The 21279-nt window shown below is 39.8% G+C and carries 20 protein-coding genes and 1 tRNA gene; 4 read left to right on the top strand and 17 right to left on the bottom strand.

From position 1 onward, the window contains the following. Positions 1 to 19 precede the first annotated feature (19 nt). Together ACT3S9_RS04445 and ACT3S9_RS04440 are read left to right on the top strand one after the other, a co-directional pair. Positions 20 to 517, top strand: coding sequence for a hypothetical protein (locus ACT3S9_RS04445; RefSeq protein WP_110957785.1), 498 nt, complete (start codon positions 20 to 22; stop codon positions 515 to 517). Then, positions 514 to 1038, top strand: coding sequence for a hypothetical protein (locus ACT3S9_RS04440; RefSeq protein ID WP_444750786.1), 525 nt, complete (start codon positions 514 to 516; stop codon positions 1036 to 1038). Before ACT3S9_RS04445 ends, ACT3S9_RS04440 begins: the two co-directional genes overlap by 4 nt. Here ACT3S9_RS04440 and ACT3S9_RS04435 read toward each other — a convergent pair. After that, a protein-coding gene (locus ACT3S9_RS04435; protein ID WP_110957763.1) for an IS3 family transposase occupies positions 997 to 2540 on the bottom strand; the annotation gives its coding sequence in 2 pieces (ribosomal slippage) (positions 997 to 2075 and positions 2075 to 2540; 1545 coding nt in all). The two genes, ACT3S9_RS04440 and ACT3S9_RS04435, sit on opposite strands and share 42 nt — an antisense overlap. Positions 2541 to 2626: 86 nt before the next feature. Here ACT3S9_RS04435 and ACT3S9_RS04430 point away from each other — a divergent pair. Continuing rightward, on the top strand, positions 2627 to 3211 hold the full coding sequence (locus ACT3S9_RS04430; RefSeq protein WP_444751104.1) for a transposase: 585 nt from the start codon (positions 2627 to 2629) through the stop codon (positions 3209 to 3211). A 17-nt stretch (positions 3212 to 3228) separates the two neighbouring features. Here the strand turns inward: ACT3S9_RS04430 and ACT3S9_RS04425 are convergent, their stop codons facing one another. The 10 genes from ACT3S9_RS04425 to rppH form a co-directional block, all read right to left on the bottom strand. Beyond that, positions 3229 to 3396 carry a YobI family P-loop NTPase gene (locus ACT3S9_RS04425; protein WP_444750785.1) on the bottom strand — a complete coding sequence of 56 codons (168 nt, stop codon included), beginning with the start codon at positions 3394 to 3396 and terminating at the stop codon, positions 3229 to 3231. Then, the gene (locus ACT3S9_RS04420; protein ID WP_443489204.1) at positions 3383 to 4084 is read right to left on the bottom strand and encodes an IS1 family transposase; all 702 of its coding nucleotides are present in this window, start codon (positions 4082 to 4084) and stop codon (positions 3383 to 3385) included. Before ACT3S9_RS04420 ends, ACT3S9_RS04425 begins: the two co-directional genes overlap by 14 nt. After that, the gene (locus ACT3S9_RS04415) at positions 4081 to 5277 is read right to left on the bottom strand and encodes a YobI family P-loop NTPase (protein WP_444750784.1); all 1197 of its coding nucleotides are present in this window, start codon (positions 5275 to 5277) and stop codon (positions 4081 to 4083) included. The genes ACT3S9_RS04420 and ACT3S9_RS04415 overlap by 4 nt, the downstream gene beginning before the upstream one ends. A gap of 182 nt (positions 5278 to 5459) precedes the next feature. Next, positions 5460 to 5534: transfer RNA gene (locus ACT3S9_RS04410), tRNA-Arg, on the bottom strand. A 157-nt stretch (positions 5535 to 5691) separates the two neighbouring features. Further along, the gene (galU, locus tag ACT3S9_RS04405) at positions 5692 to 6570 is read right to left on the bottom strand and encodes a UTP--glucose-1-phosphate uridylyltransferase GalU (protein WP_444750783.1); all 879 of its coding nucleotides are present in this window, start codon (positions 6568 to 6570) and stop codon (positions 5692 to 5694) included. Positions 6571 to 6653: 83 nt separating this feature from the next. Continuing rightward, on the bottom strand, positions 6654 to 7505 hold the full coding sequence (locus ACT3S9_RS04400) for a thymidylate synthase (protein WP_444750782.1): 852 nt from the start codon (positions 7503 to 7505) through the stop codon (positions 6654 to 6656). 9 nt (positions 7506 to 7514) lie between these two features. Then, positions 7515 to 8318: a prolipoprotein diacylglyceryl transferase gene (lgt, locus tag ACT3S9_RS04395; protein WP_444750781.1), complete on the bottom strand. Its 804-nt coding sequence runs from the start codon at positions 8316 to 8318 to the stop codon at positions 7515 to 7517. Positions 8319 to 8330: 12 nt separating this feature from the next. After that, positions 8331 to 9140, bottom strand: a complete 810-nt coding sequence (locus tag ACT3S9_RS04390) for a sulfite exporter TauE/SafE family protein (RefSeq protein ID WP_441836347.1) — start codon at positions 9138 to 9140, stop codon at positions 8331 to 8333. Positions 9141 to 9218: 78 nt separating this feature from the next. After that, positions 9219 to 11498 (bottom strand): phosphoenolpyruvate--protein phosphotransferase, encoded by a 2280-nt coding sequence (gene ptsP, locus ACT3S9_RS04385; RefSeq protein ID WP_441992890.1) that lies wholly within the window; start codon positions 11496 to 11498, stop codon positions 9219 to 9221. A 44-nt stretch (positions 11499 to 11542) separates the two neighbouring features. Continuing rightward, positions 11543 to 12064, bottom strand: a complete 522-nt coding sequence (rppH, locus tag ACT3S9_RS04380) for an RNA pyrophosphohydrolase (protein ID WP_441836349.1) — start codon at positions 12062 to 12064, stop codon at positions 11543 to 11545. 427 nt (positions 12065 to 12491) lie between these two features. On the opposite strand from rppH, the gene mutH reads away from it, so the two are divergent. After that, positions 12492 to 13163, top strand: coding sequence for a DNA mismatch repair endonuclease MutH (mutH, locus tag ACT3S9_RS04375; protein ID WP_441992889.1), 672 nt, complete (start codon positions 12492 to 12494; stop codon positions 13161 to 13163). A 159-nt stretch (positions 13164 to 13322) separates the two neighbouring features. On the opposite strand, the gene eno is transcribed toward mutH, so the two are convergent. The 6 genes from eno to rlmD form a co-directional block, all read right to left on the bottom strand. Next, complete coding sequence (gene eno / locus ACT3S9_RS04370; RefSeq protein ID WP_444750780.1) at positions 13323 to 14621, bottom strand: phosphopyruvate hydratase; 1299 nt, start codon at positions 14619 to 14621, stop codon at positions 13323 to 13325. Positions 14622 to 14726: 105 nt separating this feature from the next. Next, a complete protein-coding gene (locus tag ACT3S9_RS04365; RefSeq protein WP_444750779.1) occupies positions 14727 to 16361 on the bottom strand; it encodes a CTP synthase in 1635 nt (544 codons plus the stop codon). 181 nt (positions 16362 to 16542) lie between these two features. Next, positions 16543 to 17346 carry a nucleoside triphosphate pyrophosphohydrolase gene (gene mazG, locus ACT3S9_RS04360; RefSeq protein WP_444750778.1) on the bottom strand — a complete coding sequence of 268 codons (804 nt, stop codon included), beginning with the start codon at positions 17344 to 17346 and terminating at the stop codon, positions 16543 to 16545. Further along, positions 17346 to 17699, bottom strand: a complete 354-nt coding sequence (locus tag ACT3S9_RS04355; protein WP_444750777.1) for a hypothetical protein — start codon at positions 17697 to 17699, stop codon at positions 17346 to 17348. The genes mazG and ACT3S9_RS04355 overlap by 1 nt, the downstream gene beginning before the upstream one ends. Before the next feature lie 42 nt (positions 17700 to 17741). Continuing rightward, entirely contained in the window at positions 17742 to 19898 is a 2157-nt protein-coding gene (gene relA, locus ACT3S9_RS04350; RefSeq protein ID WP_444750776.1) for a GTP diphosphokinase, read from the bottom strand. 8 nt (positions 19899 to 19906) lie between these two features. Further along, positions 19907 to 21253 carry a 23S rRNA (uracil(1939)-C(5))-methyltransferase RlmD gene (gene rlmD / locus ACT3S9_RS04345; RefSeq protein WP_441835666.1) on the bottom strand — a complete coding sequence of 449 codons (1347 nt, stop codon included), beginning with the start codon at positions 21251 to 21253 and terminating at the stop codon, positions 19907 to 19909. Positions 21254 to 21279 lie beyond the last annotated feature (26 nt).

The following is a 21279-nucleotide window of genomic DNA, read 5'->3' as shown; positions in this document are numbered from 1 at the left end:
CAGAGGGCGTGGAGTAACAATGAAACATTATTCAGCGCAAAGCAAAGAGTCGGCTCTTCAGAAGATGATGCCTCCAAATAATATAGCAATAGCCCAATTATCAATCGAGATGGGGATTGGTGAATCAACCTTGTATAATTGGCGAAAACAAGCAATTGATAAGGGGCATTTAGTGCCAGGTGATGGAAAGAATGCTGAGCAGTGGTCATCAGCAAATAAATTCTCAGTCGTGTTGGAAACAGCCTCTTTAAATCAAGCTGAGTTAGCGGAATATTGCCGAGGCAAAGGTCTTTATGTGGAACAAGTATCGGCTTGGCGAAATGCGTGTATAGATGCAAACGCTAACGTTAAAGAGCAAGAAAAAGCCTTCTCCACCGAAACAAAGAAAGATAAAAAACAGATCAATCAATTAGAAAAGGAGCTACGTCGAAAAGATAAGGCACTCGCTGAAACCGCAGCACTATTGGTGTTAAGAAAAAAAGCAAATGCGATCTGGGGGGAAGCCGAGGACGAATGATCCTCGACTCAGCTCGCATTCAAGCAGTTAAACTAGTTAATGAAGCTGTGAGTTCTGGTGCGCCAAAGTTTAAAGCTTGCCGTGAACTTGGGATCAGTGTCCGGACGTATCAACGTTGGACTGTTGACGGGAACATAAAAACAGATGGTAGACCAATATCTCAGCGCCCTGAGCCAAAAAATAAGCTATCAAAAGCAGAGAGAGATAACATATTAGCCATCGTTAATAGCGATGATTTTAAGAGCTTACCACCAAGCCAAATCGTCCCTACATTAGCAGATGAGGGTATTTATCTTGCTTCTGAATCAACATATTATCGTGTTCTTCATGAAGAAAAACAGCAAAACGCTCGCGGACGTAGTCAGATAAAAGAGAGAAAAGTACCGACGACACACTGTGCTACAGGGCCAAACCAAGTGTGGTGTTGGGATATTACTTGGTTACCGGTGTTTGTCAAACTAGTTGTCGCGATCACTACGTTATGCACTCTCAGCCTTGACACTATTTTGTTCAGGGTTTAAGTACACTTCTTTTGGTAAATCCCAATTACGGATATTACCGCTCCAGCGCTCAGGGTGAGCATCTTTAGCACCTTGATAAACTTCTTTTCTATTAGCCAATATGTCACCCGCTAATCCTGAATGCCTTTGATGTGGGCTGACGTATTTGATGCCACTATGTTTGTGGTTAAAATTATACCAGTGGCTAAATTTCAACACCCAACTACGCGCCTCATCAATTGTTGAAAACCCTTTATACGGATAGTCAGGGCGATATTTACACGTTTTAAATATCGACTCAGCATAAGCATTATCATTGCTCACCCTAGGACGATTAAAAGACGACACGACACCTAAACTATAAAGTGTTTCAAGCATTGATGAGCCTTTCATTGGGCTTCCATTATCCGAATGCAGTACCAGAGGATTATCTTTAACTCCTTCTTTTAAATGAGCTTTCTTAATTAATATTGATGCATTTTCTGCTGATTCGTCATCATGAATTTCCCATCCAACAATCTTTCGACTAAATATATCGAGTATCAAATATAAATAAAAATGCAGCCCTTTAGCGGGGCCTGGTAACCAAGTAATATCCCAACACCACACTTGGTTTGGCCCTGTAGCACAGTGTGTCGTCGGTACTTTTCTCTCTTTTATCTGACTACGTCCGCGAGCGTTTTGCTGTTTTTCTTCATGAAGAACACGATAATATGTTGATTCAGAAGCAAGATAAATACCCTCATCTGCTAATGTAGGGACGATTTGGCTTGGTGGTAAGCTCTTAAAATCATCGCTATTAACGATGGCTAATATGTTATCTCTCTCTGCTTTTGATAGCTTATTTTTTGGCTCAGGGCGCTGAGATATTGGTCTACCATCTGTTTTTATGTTCCCGTCAACAGTCCAACGTTGATACGTCCGGACACTGATCCCAAGTTCACGGCAAGCTTTAAACTTTGGCGCACCAGAACTCACAGCTTCATTAACTAGTTTAACTGCTTGAATGCGAGCTGAGTCGAGGATCATTCGTCCTCGGCTTCCCCCCAGATCGCATTTGCTTTTTTTCTTAACACCAATAGTGCTGCGGTTTCAGCGAGTGCCTTATCTTTTCGACGTAGCTCCTTTTCTAATTGATTGATCTGTTTTTTATCTTTCTTTGTTTCGGTGGAGAAGGCTTTTTCTTGCTCTTTAACGTTAGCGTTTGCATCTATACACGCATTTCGCCAAGCCGATACTTGTTCCACATAAAGACCTTTGCCTCGGCAATATTCCGCTAACTCAGCTTGATTTAAAGAGGCTGTTTCCAACACGACTGAGAATTTATTTGCTGATGACCACTGCTCAGCATTCTTTCCATCACCTGGCACTAAATGCCCCTTATCAATTGCTTGTTTTCGCCAATTATACAAGGTTGATTCACCAATCCCCATCTCGATTGATAATTGGGCTATTGCTATATTATTTGGAGGCATCATCTTCTGAAGAGCCGACTCTTTGCTTTGCGCTGAATAATGTTTCATTGTTACTCCACGCCCTCTGTTTAATGGTTGAATATTAAGCGCGACAACTAGTCTGACAGAGAGGGTTACCAGGCCCCGCTAAAGGGCTGCATTTTTATTTATATTTGATACTCGATATATTTAGTCGAAAGATTGTTGGATGGGAAATTCATGATGACGAATCAGCAGAAAATGCATCAATATTAATTAAGAAAGCTCATTTAAAAGAAGGAGTTAAAGATAATCCTCTGGTACTGCATTCGGATAATGGAAGCCCAATGAAAGGCTCATCAATGCTTGAAACACTTTATAGTTTAGGTGTCGTGTCGTCTTTTAATCGTCCTAGGGTGAGCAATGATAATGCTTATGCTGAGTCGATATTTAAAACGTGTAAATATCGCCCTGACTATCCGTATAAAGGGTTTTCAATAATTGATGAGGCGCGTAGTTGGGTGTTGAAATTTAGCCACTGGTATAATTTTAACCACAAACATAGTGGCATCAAATACGTCAGCCCACATCAAAGGCATTCAGGATTAGCGGGTGACATATTGGCTAATAGAAAAGAAGTTTATCAAGGTGCTAAAGATGCTCACCCTGAGCGCTGGAGCGGTAATATCCGTAATTGGGATTTACCAAAAGAAGTGTACTTAAACCCTGAACAAAATAGTGTCAAGGCTGAGAGTGCATAACGTAGTGATCGCGACAACTAGTTTGACAAACACCGATGATGGAGTAGTTCAAAATCGCTTGGATAAACATTCTTAAAAATTATCAGCGCAAATAGCTTTATAGATTTAACATTTTCTTTATTTAGTATTTGATAATAAATTTCGGGTGGTGTTCTAAAAAGTATGCTGGCATCAGACGTAGCCATAATTGATGTAAAAGAACACCAAATCAAACACTTTAAAATGATTATCAAGCTTTTTTGAGAAGCAACAAGTCTTTCTAACCGCTCGTCTTAATCGGTGTCTAAGGCGACAGTTATTACCCTCTATACCTATGGTATGCTGTTTGCCAACCTGTTTGTGATCACCTTTAAAGGCGGTTTTAAAGCTATCCCAGTTGTCCATACTGATAGAGCCATAGCTTACTTTAAGTTGCTTTAAACGTGCTCTTAGCTTCTTAGCTGTTTTTAAGTCACGTTTGCCCCAGACATAAGCGACAATCTCATTAGTAGCACGGTCATAAGCGTAGATGAGCCAGACTTTACGCTTCTTGCGATACACGTAAGTCCAGAACTCATCAACCTCTAAGCGTTCATAGTAGCGCTTCTTAGGCGCGATCTTATAAACAGATGAGCCTATGGTGCCCAATACTTTACCGATACTGACTGAGGCTATAATAGCTATGTCTCTAACACCGCAACCTCTCACCGTCATTAGCCGTATGATGTCTTCTATTTTAGAGTGACAGCCCTTATAAGTTAAGGCATGGTCACCAATGAATTGACGTTTGCAGTCCTTGCATTGGTAGTTCTGCTTGCCATAGCTTTTTATGCCGTTTTTCTTTAAACTGGGACTGTGACAGTCGGGGCAGCTGATATCTATTTGTGTCTTCATAACCTCAAATATATCATCTTGCTTTGGCTGTCACCCTCCTTTATTTCTTCAGCATACTTTCTGACACACCACCAAATTTCGAACTCATTAAATATATTATGAATCAATCTCATATCATCTAAATAATATGATACCTCACGCAAAAAACTAGAACCTTTAATCTCTTCGTAAGCAGATGAATTATTGATATTTAATCGGGTATTTAAAATTTTATCCAACGAGTTTTTTGAATTCACTATCGGTATCACAGGTATTATCAAATCAAAAAACTTAGCCCTATTTTTATGAACGAACATGTCGTCTTTGAGTGCATATAAAAATTTAATTTCTCCAGTTGTTTTATCATTATCATTTATGAGTTTATTTATCTCTCTTAATTTAACAAAAATCTCTGGGCTTCCGAACCTGTCTAAGTCCTCTATTACTACTAAGTTGTATTTAGAAACTTGGAAAAAATATATGATTTCATCTAAATAACGATTCAGAATTGAATTCTCCGCAACTTCACCAGTTTCTAATTCCAAATTTTTTAACGAAAGTTTTTTAAGTGAAAAGCCACTTTTGAGCTTTAAAAAGTCATAAAAAAACAACGTGGGTATAGCTGTGGCATAAATTAAGCAGATCACTTCTAAAGAAAAAAATTCTGAATATATAAGTAAATTATTAATATCAATGGAGAGTAAAAAGATAGAACTTATAAACCAAATAAAATATGTAAAAGATATGAACGCAGCCGTGCTCGATTGCATAATTTTGATACGTTTAAAACGAGAATGAATTAATTTACTTGAATCTGCGCCATAGAGCATTTGTTGAATAATGCTTCTTTCAATTGACCTATCTTGGTCTTCTTTTTGTTCATCAGTAAGTTGTTTACCCTCTTCTTTGAATGAGGCTAATGAAATATTTAATAATCTATAGGTGCCTGAACGTTGCTTTTCATATGACTTTATTATACTGCTTTTACCTGAACCATACGGTCCTGTTAAAGCAATATTTTTAACATTAGGGTTTTTCATCCCCTGATCAATTGCCTCAAAGTATGCATCACAGTCCTCAGCTGAATCCGTTGGAGTTAAATCAACTAATTTTAAGTTTGATGAGGGTTCTAGTTTTTGCCTAACTTTATTAGCTAGCTTTAAGAAAAACTTTTCGATTTTTTCTAATACTTTATTTTTAACTGAACTATCCATAGTAGAGCCTTAATTTTTATTGATTAAAATAAATCTACGATAGGTGATACTAGTGCAAACATAGGGTCGGTACAATTATATGAGCTGAAGATTATCTATCATTTAAATAACTCGACATGCTACATATGTGCTACACAGAAATTAAAAAAGAAGGGGTAAATAGTCTAACTCATTGATTTAATTGGTAGCCCCTGCAAGAATCGAACTTGCAACTGCCCCTTAGGAGGGGGCCGTTATATCCATTTAACTAAGAGGCCATGAAGAGTGATATACCTTGGCTATTATAACCGCCACTTATTTTTTAAATCAAGCGGTTAAAATAATTCAATATTTTATAAGTATGCTTTCAAAGTTGAACCTAAAAATAAAAAAAGTGCCGATGGCACTCTTTTTATTTTATATAAGGTAAGTCTATTAAAGCAGTGATTTAATGAATGGCGTAAGCTCATCTTTAAATTCTTCACGACGCAATGCAAATTCAATATTTGCTTTTAAGTAACCTAACTTACTACCGCAATCATGGCTACGGCCTTTGATAGCATAAGCATCTACGGTTTCTGTTTTCATAAGCATAGCTATGGCATCGGTCAGTTGAATTTCATCACCCGCGCCTTTAGGTGTTTTAGCAAGTAGCGGCCAAATGTTTTTGCTTAACACATAACGCCCTACAACCGCTAAATTCGATGGTGCTTTATCTACTGGTGGCTTTTCAACCATGTTAAAAATAGCTGAACTTTGACCTTGCTCTAAGTTAACATCCCCTAAATCAACCACACCAAACTTATCTACATCTTCCTTTGGTACGGCTTCAACCATAATTTGGCTTTCGCTGGTTTCTTCAAAGCGGGAGATCATTTCAGCAAGGTTATCTTTTTTAAGATCGCTTTCTACTTCATCTATTATCACATCAGGTAAAATAACTATAAATGGTTCATCACCAATAATCGGTGCTGCGCAATTTATAGCGTGACCTAGCCCTTTAGCTTCACCTTGACGTACATGCAAAATGGTCACATCACTAGGACAAATAGCTTGTACTTCAGCTAATAGCTGACGCTTTACACGCTTTTCAAGCGTTGCTTCAAGTTCAAAACTAGTATCAAAATGGTTTTCAATCGAGTTTTTACTCGAGTGAGTTACCAATACAATTTCTTTCACGCCTGCGGCAACAGCTTCATTAACAACATATTGAATTAATGGTCTGTCTACGATAGGTAGCATTTCTTTTGGAATTGCTTTAGTTGCTGGCAACATACGCGTGCCAAGTCCTGCTACTGGGATCACTGCTTTCATACGTTTTTCCTTAAAAAGTGATTAAATAATCTAAAATAGATATAAGTTAATTTTTACCCAAGTTCAATTTATATATTAAATAATTAAACTGAAAATGGATATTTTATTGCGTCATGGCATTGGTAGTTATCCACTGTAAAGTCATCTCGGGTAACCCATGTTTCTATATCTTCAAGTGTCTTTATTTTAGGATTAATAGTGAGCGTTGGTGACTCAAACGGCTCACGCTTAAGCTGCACATCGCGCATTGACTCAAGCTGATTTTCGTAAATATGGGCGTTAACAATTTTATGATACGCCTTACCTGCTTTATGGCCGGTAATTTGTGCAACCACTGCCAGTAATACAAAGCATTGAATTTGGTTGAAATTCAAGCCAAGCGGCACATCACAACTGCGCTGATACGAGGTTAAATATAGCGTATCACCTAATAACGAAAAAGTATGCGTATGCATACATGGGCGAAGGCAGCCTAGCTCAAATTCGCCAGGGTTATAAAAAGTAATTATTTCGCCGCGATCATCAATACCACTTTTTAGGTTATCAATAACTTTTTTTAACTGATCAAGTGGCGTACCGTCGGGCTTTTGCCATGCTCTACCCTGTACGCCGTATACGCGCCCCATGTCGTCCTCACCTTTACGGTGTGGGTTATTTAACCAAGCCTGGTTTTCGTTGGCGTTAGCATTCCAAGTCATACAGCCAATCTCGCGAAACTGAGCAGCACTGCTATAACCACGTAAATAGCCTAGTAGCTCTGCAATTGCTGCTTTATAATAACTTTTACGAGTCGTAATCATTGGAAAGCGATTATTAGCTACATCGTATTCAAGTTCAGCATTAATTACTGTTAAACAACGCGTTCCTGTACGCTTATTTTCAACCCAAATACCTTCATCAACAATACGCTGACATAACTCTAAATATTGTTTCATTTTTAACTCTTAAACTTTATTTGCTAAAACAGGCTGTGGCTTTTTATAAGCCCAAATAATCAAACCTAACCCACCAACAACCATAGGTAGCGATAAAATTTGCCCCATTGAAATAAACCCAGCAAATAAGCCTAAGTGCGCATCGGGCTCTCTGAAGTATTCAATCGCAAAGCGAAATACCCCATAACCTAGTAAAAATACGCCGGCAATACTGCCCGCTGGGCGTGGTTTTTTAGCAAAAACATACAAAATAATAAATAACACTACCCCTTCAAAAAAGGCTTCATAAAGCTGCGATGGATGGCGCGGTAATGGTCCGCCAGTTGGGAATACCATTGCCCAAGGTACGTCAGTGGTGCGCCCCCACAACTCGCCATTAATAAAATTACCAATACGCCCAGCAAGTAGGCCAACAGGTACTAATGGCACAACAAAGTCACCGACGGCAAATATTGATTTTTTACGCGTCCAAGCAAATACAAATATAGCAGTTATCACCCCTAAAGTACCGCCATGGAAAGACATTCCGCCTTGATCAATTCTAAATAAGTACAGCGGATTTTCTAAAAAGTAACTAAATTGATAAAATAGCACATAACCAATACGACCACCTAAAATCACCCCTAGCATGCTATAAAAGAGTAAGTCACTTACTTGTTCTTTACTCCAGCCTGAGTTGGGTTTGGCAGCTTGGCGGTTCGCCCACCACATCGCAAAAGCAAACCCTATTAAATACATTAATCCATACCAACGTACGCTCAGTGGCCCGACTGAAAAAATGATCGGATCAATTTCTGGAAACTCAAGTGCCATATAAATAAACCTTTAGCTAAAAACCATTTGCAGCGCGATGATTATTAATAACCCCGCGAAGAATTTTTTAATTGTTGAAACCGGTAAATAATGTGTCGCCTTCGCACCAACAGGAGCCATAAACCACGAAGTAGTAACAATTCCTAATAATGCGGGTAAATACACAAAGCCGATAAAGCCATGCGATAAGTCAGTAACCTTCCAACCAGCAGAAATATACCCAACCGAACCAAATAGCGCAATGACGATACCACAAGCCGCAGCGCAGCCTATGGATTTTTTAATATCCACTGAGAAATAATTTAACAGCGGTACAATTAATGCCCCGCCGCCAATGCCAATTAACCCTGCTAGTGCGCCCATTAGGGCACAAATGCTTCCTAATATGGGGCCTTTAGGTAATGGGCGCTCGTGAATAATCTTTCTGCGTGTTGAGTGCACCATTCTTGCTGCAATAAATACAACACTTATAGCAAACACCACACGGAGCATTTTTTCTGGCATATAACTGGCTGCAAAACCACTTATTAAAGCACCTAAGCCCACCCCACTCATTACCCATGGAGCAAGATGCCAAGGTACGTTACTATTTTTATGATGAGCGAGAGCTGAAGATGTTGAAGTAAATATAATAGAGGCAAGCGATGTCGCAATGGCAATCACCATAACATGCTCTATTGAGGCCACATTAAAGTGCACTAATAAAGCGCTTAATACTGGCACGATGATAAGTCCACCACCAATACCTAATAAACCCGCTAAAAAACCAACTACGCTACCAAGTACTGCGCAGCCAATTATAAGTAATACTGAGTCATGCATAGCAAACTCTTTTATTTTTAGTTATATGCATATACTAATGCAATATATCACTTATTTAAAAGAAAACTTTACTTACCTTTAGTCACTCGTTTGTTTGTTAGGCGTATAAAATAAGTCACCTAACTGGTGTTCAAGCATAAAGTTACGGGTAAGCCTTAAGACTTGTTTGGCATTTGATTGTGCTAGACACTCAGCTAACAATTTTTCCATATCACTTACTTTTAAGCGCCTAATTACCCATTTCATTTTATTCAATGATGAATAGTTCATACTTAAGCGCCGATATCCCATGGCGATTAATAATAATGCACCTTCAGGATCGCCACCCAGCTCACCACATAAGCTAAAGGGTAATTCAAGAGCTAAACATTCTTTAGCGACTTTATGTAGTACTCGTAATACTCCAGGGTGATAAGGATTAAATAGCTCAGCTACGCGCGCATTAGAACGATCTACCGCTAACATGTACTGGGTTAAATCGTTACTACCCACCGAACAAAAATCAACTTTATTAGACCATTCTGGCAGTAAAAATACGCTTGAAGGGACTTCTAACATAATACCTATTTCAGGACGTTCAATAACTGTCTCTGGGTACTTTTCTGAAAGTTCAAAATAGGCTTGCTCTAATAATCCTAACGCTTCATCCACCTCTTCTGCGCCGCTTATCATCGGTAGCATAATTTTCAAATTACCTAAGCCAACATTTGCTTTTAGCATAGCTTTGAGTTGAGCTGAAAAAAGCTCAGGATGATCAAGCGTTATCCGTATACCACGCCAACCTAAAAAAGGGTTTTCTTCACTAATATCAAAGTAATCAAGTACTTTATCGCCACCAATGTCTAAAGTACGCATCACAACGGGTTCTGGATGATAACTAGCTAAAACTTCGCGATACCATTTTTCTTGCTCAGACTGCGAGGGGAATTGTCCTTTTTGCATAAACCATGCTTCAGTTCGATAAAGGCCAACACCATCACATATTTTGTCGTTATTGTTATCAGTATTAAGATCGAGCCCCGCATTAAGCAATAAGCTAATATGTTCGCCATCAAGCGTAATAGCCTCAAAATCTTGTTCAGCAACAAACTTATCATTCAAGATTGTTTCTTGATATTGCATCCGAGTGTATTCGTCTTTAAGCATTTGCGAAGGCGAGATATATAAGCGCCCCGCGTAGGCATCTAAGATCATCGCTTTGGCATTAAATTGTAGTAACGGTAAGTCTTCAATACCCCAAATAGCAGGGATACCCATAGCACGAGTTAATATAGAGGCATGGCTATTAGCAGCACCGTTAACACTTACCACCCCCGCTAAATGCCCTTTGGGTACTTCGGCAAGCATGGCAGGCGTTAACGTATTAGCAATTAAAATAGTATCTTGGGGGTAGTCTTTAACCGCACGCTCAGTATTAATTAAGTGATGTAAAACCCGCAAGCCAATGTCTTTAACATCAACTGCGCGCTCTTTAATATAAGGATCTTGCATGGCGTTAAACTGCGCAATTAAACGCTCTATAACAATTTTTAATGCACTTTGCGCACTCCAGCCTTCTTTAAGCTCAGCTTCAACATTTTGGCCTAAACTTTTTGCATCTAATAATTGCTGATAAACATCAAATACGGCAAGGGCTTCTTGGGGAATCGAGTCACTTAAAGTGAGCGATAAAGTATTAAACTCTTTGCGCGTAGCAGATACGGCTTGCGTAAATAAACGTCGCTGTTCTGTGGTGTTATCATCATGCTTAAGCTCGATAGATTTAAAATCAAGCTTAGGAAGCACAACAAACGCTTGCCCTATTGCAATTCCTGGCGCACTTGAAACCCCTTTTAAAACCGATGTTTGATGAGAAGACTCATCAAGCCGTAATACTTCTTTTATTTCAGCATGTGCTAGTTGTGAGGCTAGCTGTGCAGAAAGAGTAATTAAAAAGGACTCTTCGTCTTGGCTAAATACACGAGCTATTTTTTGCTGAACAACAATAACACCCAATACCTTTTTTTGATGCACAACCGGCACAGACAAAAAGGCATTATAGCCTTCTTCATTCACTTCAGGGGAGAGTTTAAAACGGGGGTGTGATTTTGCAAATGCAATATTAATAGGCTCTTCACGCTGTGCAACCAAGCCCACTAAACCTTCGGTAAAACCAATTCTAAATTTACCAACTGCGTCAGGGTTTAAACCTTCGGTAGCCATCAATACAAAGTTATCTTGACTGTAATCGGCAAAATAAATAGAACAGCACTGTGTTTGCATGGCATCTTTAACCATTGTCACAAAGCATGACAACGCACTGTCTAGGCTCGCTTGACGCGATACCGACTCAGCGATAGATCTCAGTGTTGCCAGCATTATGCTGCTCCTATGTATTTAACTTCTCATTAGCCCTTATTGCATCATCTACCTTTATGACGCCATGTATCATTATGCTGTTCACGTTTATTAAACGGCATCGCAAATGGGGCAAACTCTTTCATCACACGTCTGTAAACATCACGCTTAAACGACACGACTTGCCTTACTGGATACCAATAACTAACCCAACGCCAATCATCAAATTCCGGATGATGGGTTTTAAGTAAGTTTACATCTTCATCTTTACAACGCAGTTTTAATAAAAACCATTTTTGTTTTTGCCCAATACACACCGGACTTGAGTCTCGGCGGATCAAACGCTTGGGTAACTTATAACGCAACCAATGTTTTGAATTTGCTACAATTTCTACATCTTCAGGTCGTAAACCAACCTCTTCGTGTAATTCTCGATACATAGTTTGTTCGGGAGTTTCGCCACTGTCGACACCGCCTTGCGGGAATTGCCAAGAGTGCTGACCATATCGTCTAGCCCAAAAAACCTGTCCTTGATTATTGCAAATTACAATTCCGACATTGGCACGAAAACCTTCGGCATCAATCACCTTAGTGCCTCATTTGTAAGTCGATTTTTAATGATTGTTCCACATTAGCTGCAATACGGCAAATACTATTACATTTTTTCCGCATCTTACCCACAGCTTGTGCATAACCTTTATTAACTATGCTTATTTTGCAAACAAATCCACAATACAGCTACTGATAAATGCCTTTCTCCACAGATTCTGTGGATAAACATGTTTATATAACTGTATTTATCCAGACAAGTTTTATATAAATCGCCGATGAATAGCTCAATAAAAATAAAAAAACCATAAATAACAGAGGTTTGAGCTTAACCACAGCAATTTAAGCGCTGTTTAAAATAGCTCCAGAACCCCCCTGGGCAAAAAACACCCAAATACAAATATATTCACGGCGTAGTCACTTTGCTATCATGGTACTGTCAAACTTACAATCGATTAATAAGCTATGCGTCCAGAAAAACCAAACTCAATCAATGAATTAATGAACCGAGTCAATAATATTGCAGGGTTAACTTTAGGCCAAGTCGCACAGCAGTATCAATTTAAAACTCCCGAAGATTTACTTAAAGAGAAAGGCTGGACTGGGCAACTTATTGAGTACGTATTAGGTGCTAGTGCAGGCTCTAAACCGACTCCTGATTTTGAAGAGTTAGGCGTCGAGCTAAAAACATTGCCTATTTCGTATAAAGGTAAGCCACTCGAAACCACATTTGTTTCTGTCACACCGCTATTAAATGTGACCGGCATGACTTGGAAGCAAAGTAATGTACGTAAAAAGCTCAATCATGTTCTATGGTTACCTATTTTAGGTGAACGTGAAATTCCTCCTTTTGAGCGTGCCATCGGCAGTGGTTTTTTGTGGCAGCCCACGCCCTGCCAGGACGCAAAGTTACAACGTGACTGGGAAGAACAAATGGAATTAATCGCGCTTGGCCGAATTGGCGAAATATCAGGGCACTTAGGCGATGCTATGCAAATACGACCAAAAGCTGCCAACAGCAAAGTCATCACTGACGCGATAGGTCCAAACGGACAAATAATCAAAACCCTACCCCGCGGTTTTTATTTAAAAACCAGCTTTACGAGAGAAATTTTAAAGCAGCAATTTCAACTGTAATTACCAGCACAACTACCTTATAGGCAGAAACTTGTTTCGTGCATGTTTTGGTTTATTGCTTGATAAAAGTCGCGATGTGAGATCCCACCTATAAAAACAAAAAATCCCCACCGAGGTGAGGATTTCCTAAGATTAAAAAATCATTTTCTAATTAAAGAATTACTGACCTTTAACTTCTTTAAGACCTTTATAAGGAGCTTTTGAACCTAGTACTTCTTCAATACGAAGTAGCTGGTTATATTTAGCAACACGATCCGAGCGGCTTAATGAACCCGTTTTTATTTGCCCTGCCGCAGTACCTACAGCTAAGTCTGCAATTGTTGCATCTTCTGTTTCACCTGAGCGATGTGAGATAACAACTGTAAAGCCGGCATCTTTAGCCATTTTAATTGCTGCTAACGTTTCTGTTAGAGAACCAATTTGGTTAAATTTGATTAAGATAGAGTTAGCAATACCGTTGTCGATACCCCGCTTTAAAATCTTAGTATTGGTTACGAATAAATCGTCGCCTACTAATTGGACTTTGTCACCCATTAATTTAGTTTGATGCGCAAAGCCATCCCAGTCTGACTCATCAAGACCATCTTCGATAGATACAATTGGGTATTGCTCAGTAAGATCTTGTAAGAAGTAGTTAAATTCTTCTGAAGTGAATTTTTTACCTTCACCTTTAAGATCGTAGATATTTGCTTCTTTGTCATAAAACTCTGATGCAGCGCAATCCATAGCAAGTGTAATATCTTTGCCTAGCTCATAACCTGCATTGGCAACAGCCACTTTAATTGCAGCAAGCGCCGCTTCGTTAGAGGCAAGATTTGGTGCAAAACCACCTTCATCACCAACCGCAGTTGAATGACCGTCAGCTTTAAGTACTTTAGCAAGGCTATGAAATACTTCAGCGCCCATACGTAAACCTTCGCGAAAGCTAGGTGCACCAACTGGTTGGATCATAAATTCTTGAATATCTACTGAGTTATCAGCGTGCTCACCACCATTAATGATATTCATCATAGGCAGTGGCATAGAATAAACACCTGGTGTGCCGTTTAAATCAGCAATGTGCTCATAAAGCTCAACTTTTTTAGATTGGGCAGCCGCTTTGGCTGTAGCAAGTGATACAGCTAAGATTGCATTGGCGCCTAGTTTTTCTTTGTTCTCAGTGCCATCTAAATCTAGCATTACTTTATCAACAGCGCTTTGCTCTAATGCACTTTGCCCTTCTAAAGCAGAAGCGATTTCATTATTAATAAAACCAACTGCTTTTAATACACCTTTACCTAAATAACGTGCTTTATCACCATCACGTAGCTCTAGCGCTTCGCGAGTACCTGTTGATGCACCCGATGGTGCAGCTGCGCGACCCCAAGAACCATCAGCTAAATGAACATCAGCTTCTACAGTTGGGTTACCACGCGAGTCCATAATTTCGCGACCGATCACTTTTACGATATTTGACATTTTGATTCCTCTTTTCCCAAATAATGAGTTTGTCGGCTTTATTAATTTTCCTTAATGCTGCCGCTTTAAACAAATAAGCCGTGCATAGTGCACGGCTTATTCAAATTACGATGACGCTTTTTGGTGGATATTAGCCGCAGCTACAAATCCTTCAAATAACGGGTGACCATCACGCGGTGTCGAGGTGAATTCCGGATGGAACTGCGCCGCAATAAACCACGGGTGATCTTTATTTTCGATAATTTCCACTAGTTTTTTATCTTCTGATAAACCAGTGAAGCTTAACCCTGCTTGTTCAAGCTTTTCAACAAAGTTGTTGTTCACTTCGTAGCGGTGACGATGGCGTTCAACAATTTCGTCGCTGCCATAAACATCACGTACTTTAGAACCAGCCTTTAAATAGCATTTTTGTGCGCCTAAACGCATTGTGCCACCTAAGTCAGAGCCTTCATCACGTACTTCAATCTTACCTTCAGCATCTTGCCATTCTGTAATTAAACCAACAACCGCATTAGAAGACTTTAAGTTGAACTCAGTAGAGTTTGCATCAACAAGGCCGGCTACATTACGTGCATACTCAATAAGCGCAACTTGCATGCCTAAACAAATACCAAGGTAGGGTACTTTATTTTCACGGGCGTATTTAGCCGCTAAAATTTTACCTTCAACACCACGACTACCAAAACCACCCGGTACTAAAATAGCGTCAAGATGAGAAAGCAGCTCAGTGCCTTTGTTTTCAACGTCTTGCGAGTCAACATACTCAATATTAATGGTTAAACGATTTTTAAGGCCTGCATGCTTTAATGCTTCATTAACAGATTTGTATGCGTCTGGTAATTCTATATATTTACCTACCATACCAATTGTCACTTCCCCTGTCGGGTTTGACTCTTGATATAACACCTGTTCCCACTCAACTAAGTCTGCTTCAGGGGCTTCTAGGTGGAAACGACGACAAACAAAATTATCTAGCTCTTGTGATTTTAACAAGGCTGGAATTTTATAAATGCTGTCTACATCAGGTAATGAAATAACCGCTTTTTCTTCCACGTTAGTAAATAATGAGATTTTTGCACGCTCATTATTTGGTAGTTTACGATCAGAACGACAGATAAGAATATCGGGTTGAATACCAATTGAACGCAGTTCTTTAACAGAGTGCTGAGTTGGTTTAGTTTTCACTTCACCTGCCGGACCTAAAAATGGCACTAGCGTTAAGTGAATAAATAGCGCGCGTTCGCGACCAATTTCAGTTCCCATTTGACGAATTGCTTCAATAAACGGTTGTGATTCTATATCACCTACCGTGCCGCCAATCTCTACAATAGCAATATCATGACCTTCAGCACCGTCGTATACACGTTGCTTAATATCATTTGTGATATGTGGAATAACCTGAATTGTAGCACCTAGGTATTCACCACGGCGCTCGCGACGTAATACGTCTTCATATACACGCCCTTGTGTGAAGTTATTACGACTAGTCATTTTGGTACGAATAAAACGCTCATAGTGACCTAAATCAAGGTCTGTTTCTGCGCCGTCTTCTGTAACATATACTTCACCGTGTTGAATTGGGCTCATTGTGCCTGGGTCAACGTTAATGTAAGGATCCAGCTTTAAAATGGTAACGTTTAAACCACGGGCTTCTAAAATGGCGGCTAGTGATGCTGCTGCAATACCTTTACCCAACGAAGAAACAACTCCGCCAGTAACGAAGATAAATTTTGTACTCATGCGAACCCTAGAATATCAGGAATTAAAAGGAATATAATACCCAAATAAGTGATTTTGGAATATAATCAAGACGGGGCGAAATTATAGCAAAGCCCCTGCCATCAATCCAGAGATAAATAGCATATCCGACTATAAAAAGAACACTTACTTTGAAGTAACCTAAAGTACGGTAAAATAGTTATTAACGGCTGTCTTTTTTAATTACTTCCCACGCCGCGTTCATTTCATCAATAGTTGCGCTTTCTAAGTTTTTTCCATGGGCAATTAAATAGCCTTGTACTTTTTCAAAGCGTGCTGAAAACTTATCATTAGCACTTCGTAATAGCTGCTCTGGATCGCGTTTAATATGGCGCGCAACATTAACGGTGGCAAACAGTAAATCGCCAATTTCTTCTGCGCTATGATCTGATTGTGGGTTGACAGCAAGGGCTTCTTTTACTTCATCAACTTCTTCGCCTACTTTATCTAAAGCACCGTGGTAAGTGGGCCAATCAAAGCCAAGGGAGGATACGCGTTGCTGAATTTTTTTAGCTTTACTTAAACTAGGTATCGCCACTGGAATATCTTGCCAAAGTGACGGCTGTTTAGGGGCTTTTTCTGCCCGTTCTTTAGCTTTAATCGCCTGCCACTGTGCACTCAGCTGTTCATCACTTAAGGTTTGCTGGTTATCAAAAACATGAGGGTGGCGGCGCACTAACTTATCGTTAAGCGAACTCACCACATCATTAAAATCAAACAACTGCTGCTCATGGGCTAATTGCGCATAAAATATAACTTGAAATAACAAATCACCCAGTTCATTTTTAAGCTCGCTGAAGTCCCCCCGCTCAATGCAATCTGCAACTTCGTAAGCTTCTTCAAGGGTGTGAGGCACAATAGATTTAAAATCTTGCTTTAAATCCCAGCCGCACCCTACTTTTGGATCGCGCAGTTGAGACATGATTGCAAGTAGTTTATCAATAGAGGCGCTGTCGTTTACATTCATTAAATATCACTGCCTTTAGATGGGGGAGCACTTGAGCGACAAGTAATCGTTTCATCAGAGCTACACGTAACCTCTTTTTTGGAACTACAAAAAATTTCTTCTTCTCCATAATGATAAACATTATTAACTGCCACATAGACACCAGAAACGACGCCTGTAATTGGGTATAAAACCAAGCCACTTATGGAGTAATAGCTATTAGTTTGTTCAGCTAAATCTATTACTTTTAATGTCTTACGATCACTAGAAATCTCACATCGACTGGTATGTAAATTATCAACTGTAGGCACAACAACGCAGCCACTAAGCAATAAAAAGGTTAACAACATTGCCCGCTCAAAATAACGTTCCATAATTTAACTCCTTAAATAGATAATGGTGTTAACCCGTTTTTTTTATTGCCCACGCTTAGCATTATGTACACCATCAATTTGCTGTAATTTAGATAGCAATCGATTGGTGCTTGATAAATCATGCACTTCAACTTGCATAGTAAATAGCGCTAACTGCTTATCTTCTAAAGTGTTCACATTCATATTCAGTACATTGACTTTTTCGTTCGCTAATATCGAACTAATATCCCGAAGAATACCAGGGCGATCATCGGCCTCAACTTTGATGGTTAACGTGTACGAGCCGTTTACTTCATCTGACCAGCTGACGGCCAGAACCCGCTCTGGGTGTTTCTCATGTAGCCGCTCAAATGAGTCACAGTCATCCCTATGTACGGCAATGCCTCTACCTTGTGTTATATAGCCAATAATGGGTTCACCTGGTACTGGGCGGCAGCATTTAGCAACATGGCTCATTAAACTACCTACGCCATCAACCACTATACCGTTTTTATCACCACTCATTTTCGTGGGATTTTTAAAACGGATCACAGGCTCGTTTTCATGCCGATCAGTTATAAAGTTAAGCAGTTGATTTAAACGTACATCTCCTGCGCCAATAGCAACCATTAAGTCATCTAACTCTTTAAAGTTATAACGTTTAATCGCTGGAGCTAAATCTTTATGGGTTAGGTCGAGCTTTTGTAATTCGCTATCGAGAATTTCTTTACCAGCACTTAAGTTTTTATCTCGATCGAGCTGCTTAAACCAATGATGAATTTTAGCCCGTGCTCGTGATGATTTAATATACCCTAAAGATGGGTTTAACCAGTCACGGCTGGGGTTAGGCTGCTTTTGGGTTAAAATTTCAACTTGGTCGCCAGTGCTTAATTGATGCGTAAATGGCACTATTTTGCCAAAAACCTTTGCACCAATACAACGATGCCCCACATTAGAATGAATGTAATAGGCAAAATCAAGAGGAGTGGCACCGAGTGGTAAATCGAAAATATCGCCGCGTGGGGTAAATATATAAACGCGATCTTCAACCACTTGGTTTTTAAGCTCGTCGGCTAAGTCACTGCCATCAACCACTTCTTCTTGCCATTGCAATAGTTTACGCAGCCAACTGATTTTTTGCTCATAACCCGAACCACGTCCAGGTAATGCGCCTTCTTTATACATCCAGTGGGCAGCAACACCGAGCTCCGCATCTTGATGCATAGCGTGAGTACGAATTTGTATTTCGACGGTTTTGCCTTCTGGACCAAATACGACCGTATGAATTGACTGATAGCCGTTTTGTTTAGGGGTGGCTATGTAGTCGTCAAATTCTTTATTAAGGTGACGCCAGTTTGTATGCACAATACCCAGTGTTCCATAGCAATCTTGTAGTTCATCAACCACAATACGCATAGCGCGAATATCAAATAGCTGATCAAACTTATAATGCTTTTGCATCATTTTTTTATAAATACTGTAGATGTGTTTAGGTCGGCCGTATACCTCAGCCTTGATCCCCGCGTTGCCTAGCTTTGTTTTAATTTGCTCAACCATATCAGCCATGTAGGCTTCTCGGCCTAAGCGTTTATCGTCTAGCTGCTTAGCTATATTTTTATAGGTGTCGGGATGCAAGTAACGAAACGATAAATCTTCCAACTCCCACTTTAGTTGTCCAATTCCTAAACGGTTTGCTAGTGGTGCAAAAATATCCACAGTGGCTTTTGCCGCAATTACTCGCTCTTCTTCATCTGCATTTTTAACTTCACGTAAATGGCATACTTGCTCGGCAAGTTTTATCACTACCGCTCTGACATCTTCAACCATAGCAAGCAACATACGGCGAATATTATCCACCTGAACCGTTCCCTTTCCTTGATGCGCAAGTGTACTGATCGTTACCATTTGCCCTACCCCCGTCAATAGCATCGCAATATGGCTACCAAGCTCATCAGTAACGGTATCGATAGTAATAAGGTCAGCTAAAAAATAAGGCGTTAAATAAGCGGTCGCTAAAGTGTCTGCATCAAGATTCATCTCGACCAAAATTTCGACCATTTCAATAGCATTATTTTGGTGCTTATGGTTTTCACAAAAAGCGCAAAGAGCATATGCTTTTTCTAACAGTTCTCGCTTGTCTTGAGAAACGTTAAGCTCATTTAAGCGTGTAGCAAAATCAACCAGTTCATCTTGCTGGTGTGATTGTCGAGTAGCGACCATAATACGTTCTACCTCCTTTGAAATAACGCCATTGTTTCAATATGTCCAGTATGGGGAAACATATTCATTAGCCCTATTTTTTCAACTGAAAAGCCTGCTTGCGTAATAATGGCACTGTCACGGGCTAAAGTAACAGGGTCGCAAGAAACATATAAAATTGTTTTAAATTGCTTTAATGGTAATTGTTCAAGTATCGCTATTGCGCCAGTACGAGACGGGTCTAGGATGAGCACATCAAACCCTCTAGGGTTTTTATTAAGTCCTCGATTAAACCAAGGCGCAGATTGCATGTCTTCGGTTAAATCAAAGCAATGAAATTGCGCATTTGTAATACTGTTAGTTTGCGCATTTTGCTTAGCCATTGCAACTGCCGAGTCAACCCCTTCAATACCAACAACCGAATCAACATATTTAGCTAAAACCAGTGAAAAGTTACCCACACCACAAAATAGATCAAGCACTTGCTCGTCGCCATTTAATTTAAGCCATTCAACCGCTTGCTTAAGCATAGCGTGATTTACATCAGCATTCACTTGAATAAAGTTATTAAGGCTAAATTCGAGCTTCAAATCAAACTCAGGCAAATTATAATATGGTGTAGCAATATGTTGATGATCAATAACATGACTCTCATTTTGCCAAATCAATTGCCAATCATAGTTTGCGGCAACGTCAGCAACCATACTTTTTAGCGTCTCATTTATTGTTTTAGTATGGCGAATAATAATGATACTTTGCTGCTCCGATTTACACAGCTGCAAATGACTGACCGATTTTAGCCCCGCATATTGATTCAATAACCCATCAAACACCGTAAAAACGGCACTAAATGCTTCATCTAAAACAGCGCACTCTGTAACACTAATAATATTTTTTGATCCTTGCTGACGATAACCTAGCTTCATCCGCTTGCTCGTTTTATCTGCCATTACAGCCAATCGCGCACTGCGCCTATAATGCTTTGGTTTACTTTGCAATGGCGCTTGCCAAGGTAAGTCTTCAATACGACTAAATTTTGCAAATAATTGGCTAACCGCAATTTGCTTTTCAACTAACTGTCTATCAAGGCGAAAATGTTGTAACTGACAGCCACCGCACAAACTATAATGGGGACAAAAAGGCGGCTCTCTATATTCACTCGCAATAAGTAGCTTTTGAGTCTTAGCCACGCTAAAACGCGCCTTGTCTTGTACGAGTTTGGCTTTTACTTGCTCGTTGGGTAAGGCGCCATCAACAAAACAAACTTTGTTATGATGCTTAGCTATACCGCGGCCTTGGTGGTCCATGCCACTAATGCTAAGTGTGACAGATTGAGCTACAAGGGGTTTCTTTTTTGCTTGGAAGAACTGCGCCATTGGGCAACACCTTAGATATTGATGAT

It is taken from the genome of Pseudoalteromonas sp. AOP31-A2-14 (assembly GCF_052378035.1).
Lineage (GTDB): Bacteria > Pseudomonadota > Gammaproteobacteria > Enterobacterales > Alteromonadaceae > Pseudoalteromonas.
This window is presented reverse-complemented; position numbering and strand designations above follow the sequence as displayed.

What these genes read in the sequence shown, in the direction of transcription:
- ACT3S9_RS04445 (WP_110957785.1), top strand. Translation starts at nt 20, where the DNA reads ATGAAACATTATTCAGCGCAAAGCAAAGAGTCGGCTCTTCAGAAGATG.
- ACT3S9_RS04440 (WP_444750786.1), top strand. Translation starts at nt 514, where the DNA reads ATGATCCTCGACTCAGCTCGCATTCAAGCAGTTAAACTAGTTAATGAA.
- ACT3S9_RS04425 (WP_444750785.1), bottom strand. Translation starts at nt 3,396, where the DNA reads ATGGCTACGTCTGATGCCAGCATACTTTTTAGAACACCACCCGAAATT.
- ACT3S9_RS04420 (WP_443489204.1), bottom strand. Translation starts at nt 4,084, where the DNA reads ATGAAGACACAAATAGATATCAGCTGCCCCGACTGTCACAGTCCCAGT.
- ACT3S9_RS04415 (WP_444750784.1), bottom strand. Translation starts at nt 5,277, where the DNA reads ATGGATAGTTCAGTTAAAAATAAAGTATTAGAAAAAATCGAAAAGTTT.
- galU (WP_444750783.1), bottom strand. Translation starts at nt 6,570, where the DNA reads ATGAAAGCAGTGATCCCAGTAGCAGGACTTGGCACGCGTATGTTGCCA.
- ACT3S9_RS04400 (WP_444750782.1), bottom strand. Translation starts at nt 7,505, where the DNA reads ATGAAACAATATTTAGAGTTATGTCAGCGTATTGTTGATGAAGGTATT.
- lgt (WP_444750781.1), bottom strand. Translation starts at nt 8,318, where the DNA reads ATGGCACTTGAGTTTCCAGAAATTGATCCGATCATTTTTTCAGTCGGG.
- ACT3S9_RS04390 (WP_441836347.1), bottom strand. Translation starts at nt 9,140, where the DNA reads ATGCATGACTCAGTATTACTTATAATTGGCTGCGCAGTACTTGGTAGC.
- ptsP (WP_441992890.1), bottom strand. Translation starts at nt 11,498, where the DNA reads ATGCTGGCAACACTGAGATCTATCGCTGAGTCGGTATCGCGTCAAGCG.
- mutH (WP_441992889.1), top strand. Translation starts at nt 12,492, where the DNA reads ATGCGTCCAGAAAAACCAAACTCAATCAATGAATTAATGAACCGAGTC.
- eno (WP_444750780.1), bottom strand. Translation starts at nt 14,621, where the DNA reads ATGTCAAATATCGTAAAAGTGATCGGTCGCGAAATTATGGACTCGCGT.
- ACT3S9_RS04365 (WP_444750779.1), bottom strand. Translation starts at nt 16,361, where the DNA reads ATGAGTACAAAATTTATCTTCGTTACTGGCGGAGTTGTTTCTTCGTTG.
- mazG (WP_444750778.1), bottom strand. Translation starts at nt 17,346, where the DNA reads ATGAATGTAAACGACAGCGCCTCTATTGATAAACTACTTGCAATCATG.
- ACT3S9_RS04355 (WP_444750777.1), bottom strand. Translation starts at nt 17,699, where the DNA reads ATGGAACGTTATTTTGAGCGGGCAATGTTGTTAACCTTTTTATTGCTT.
- relA (WP_444750776.1), bottom strand. Translation starts at nt 19,898, where the DNA reads ATGGTCGCTACTCGACAATCACACCAGCAAGATGAACTGGTTGATTTT.
- rlmD (WP_441835666.1), bottom strand. Translation starts at nt 21,253, where the DNA reads ATGGCGCAGTTCTTCCAAGCAAAAAAGAAACCCCTTGTAGCTCAATCT.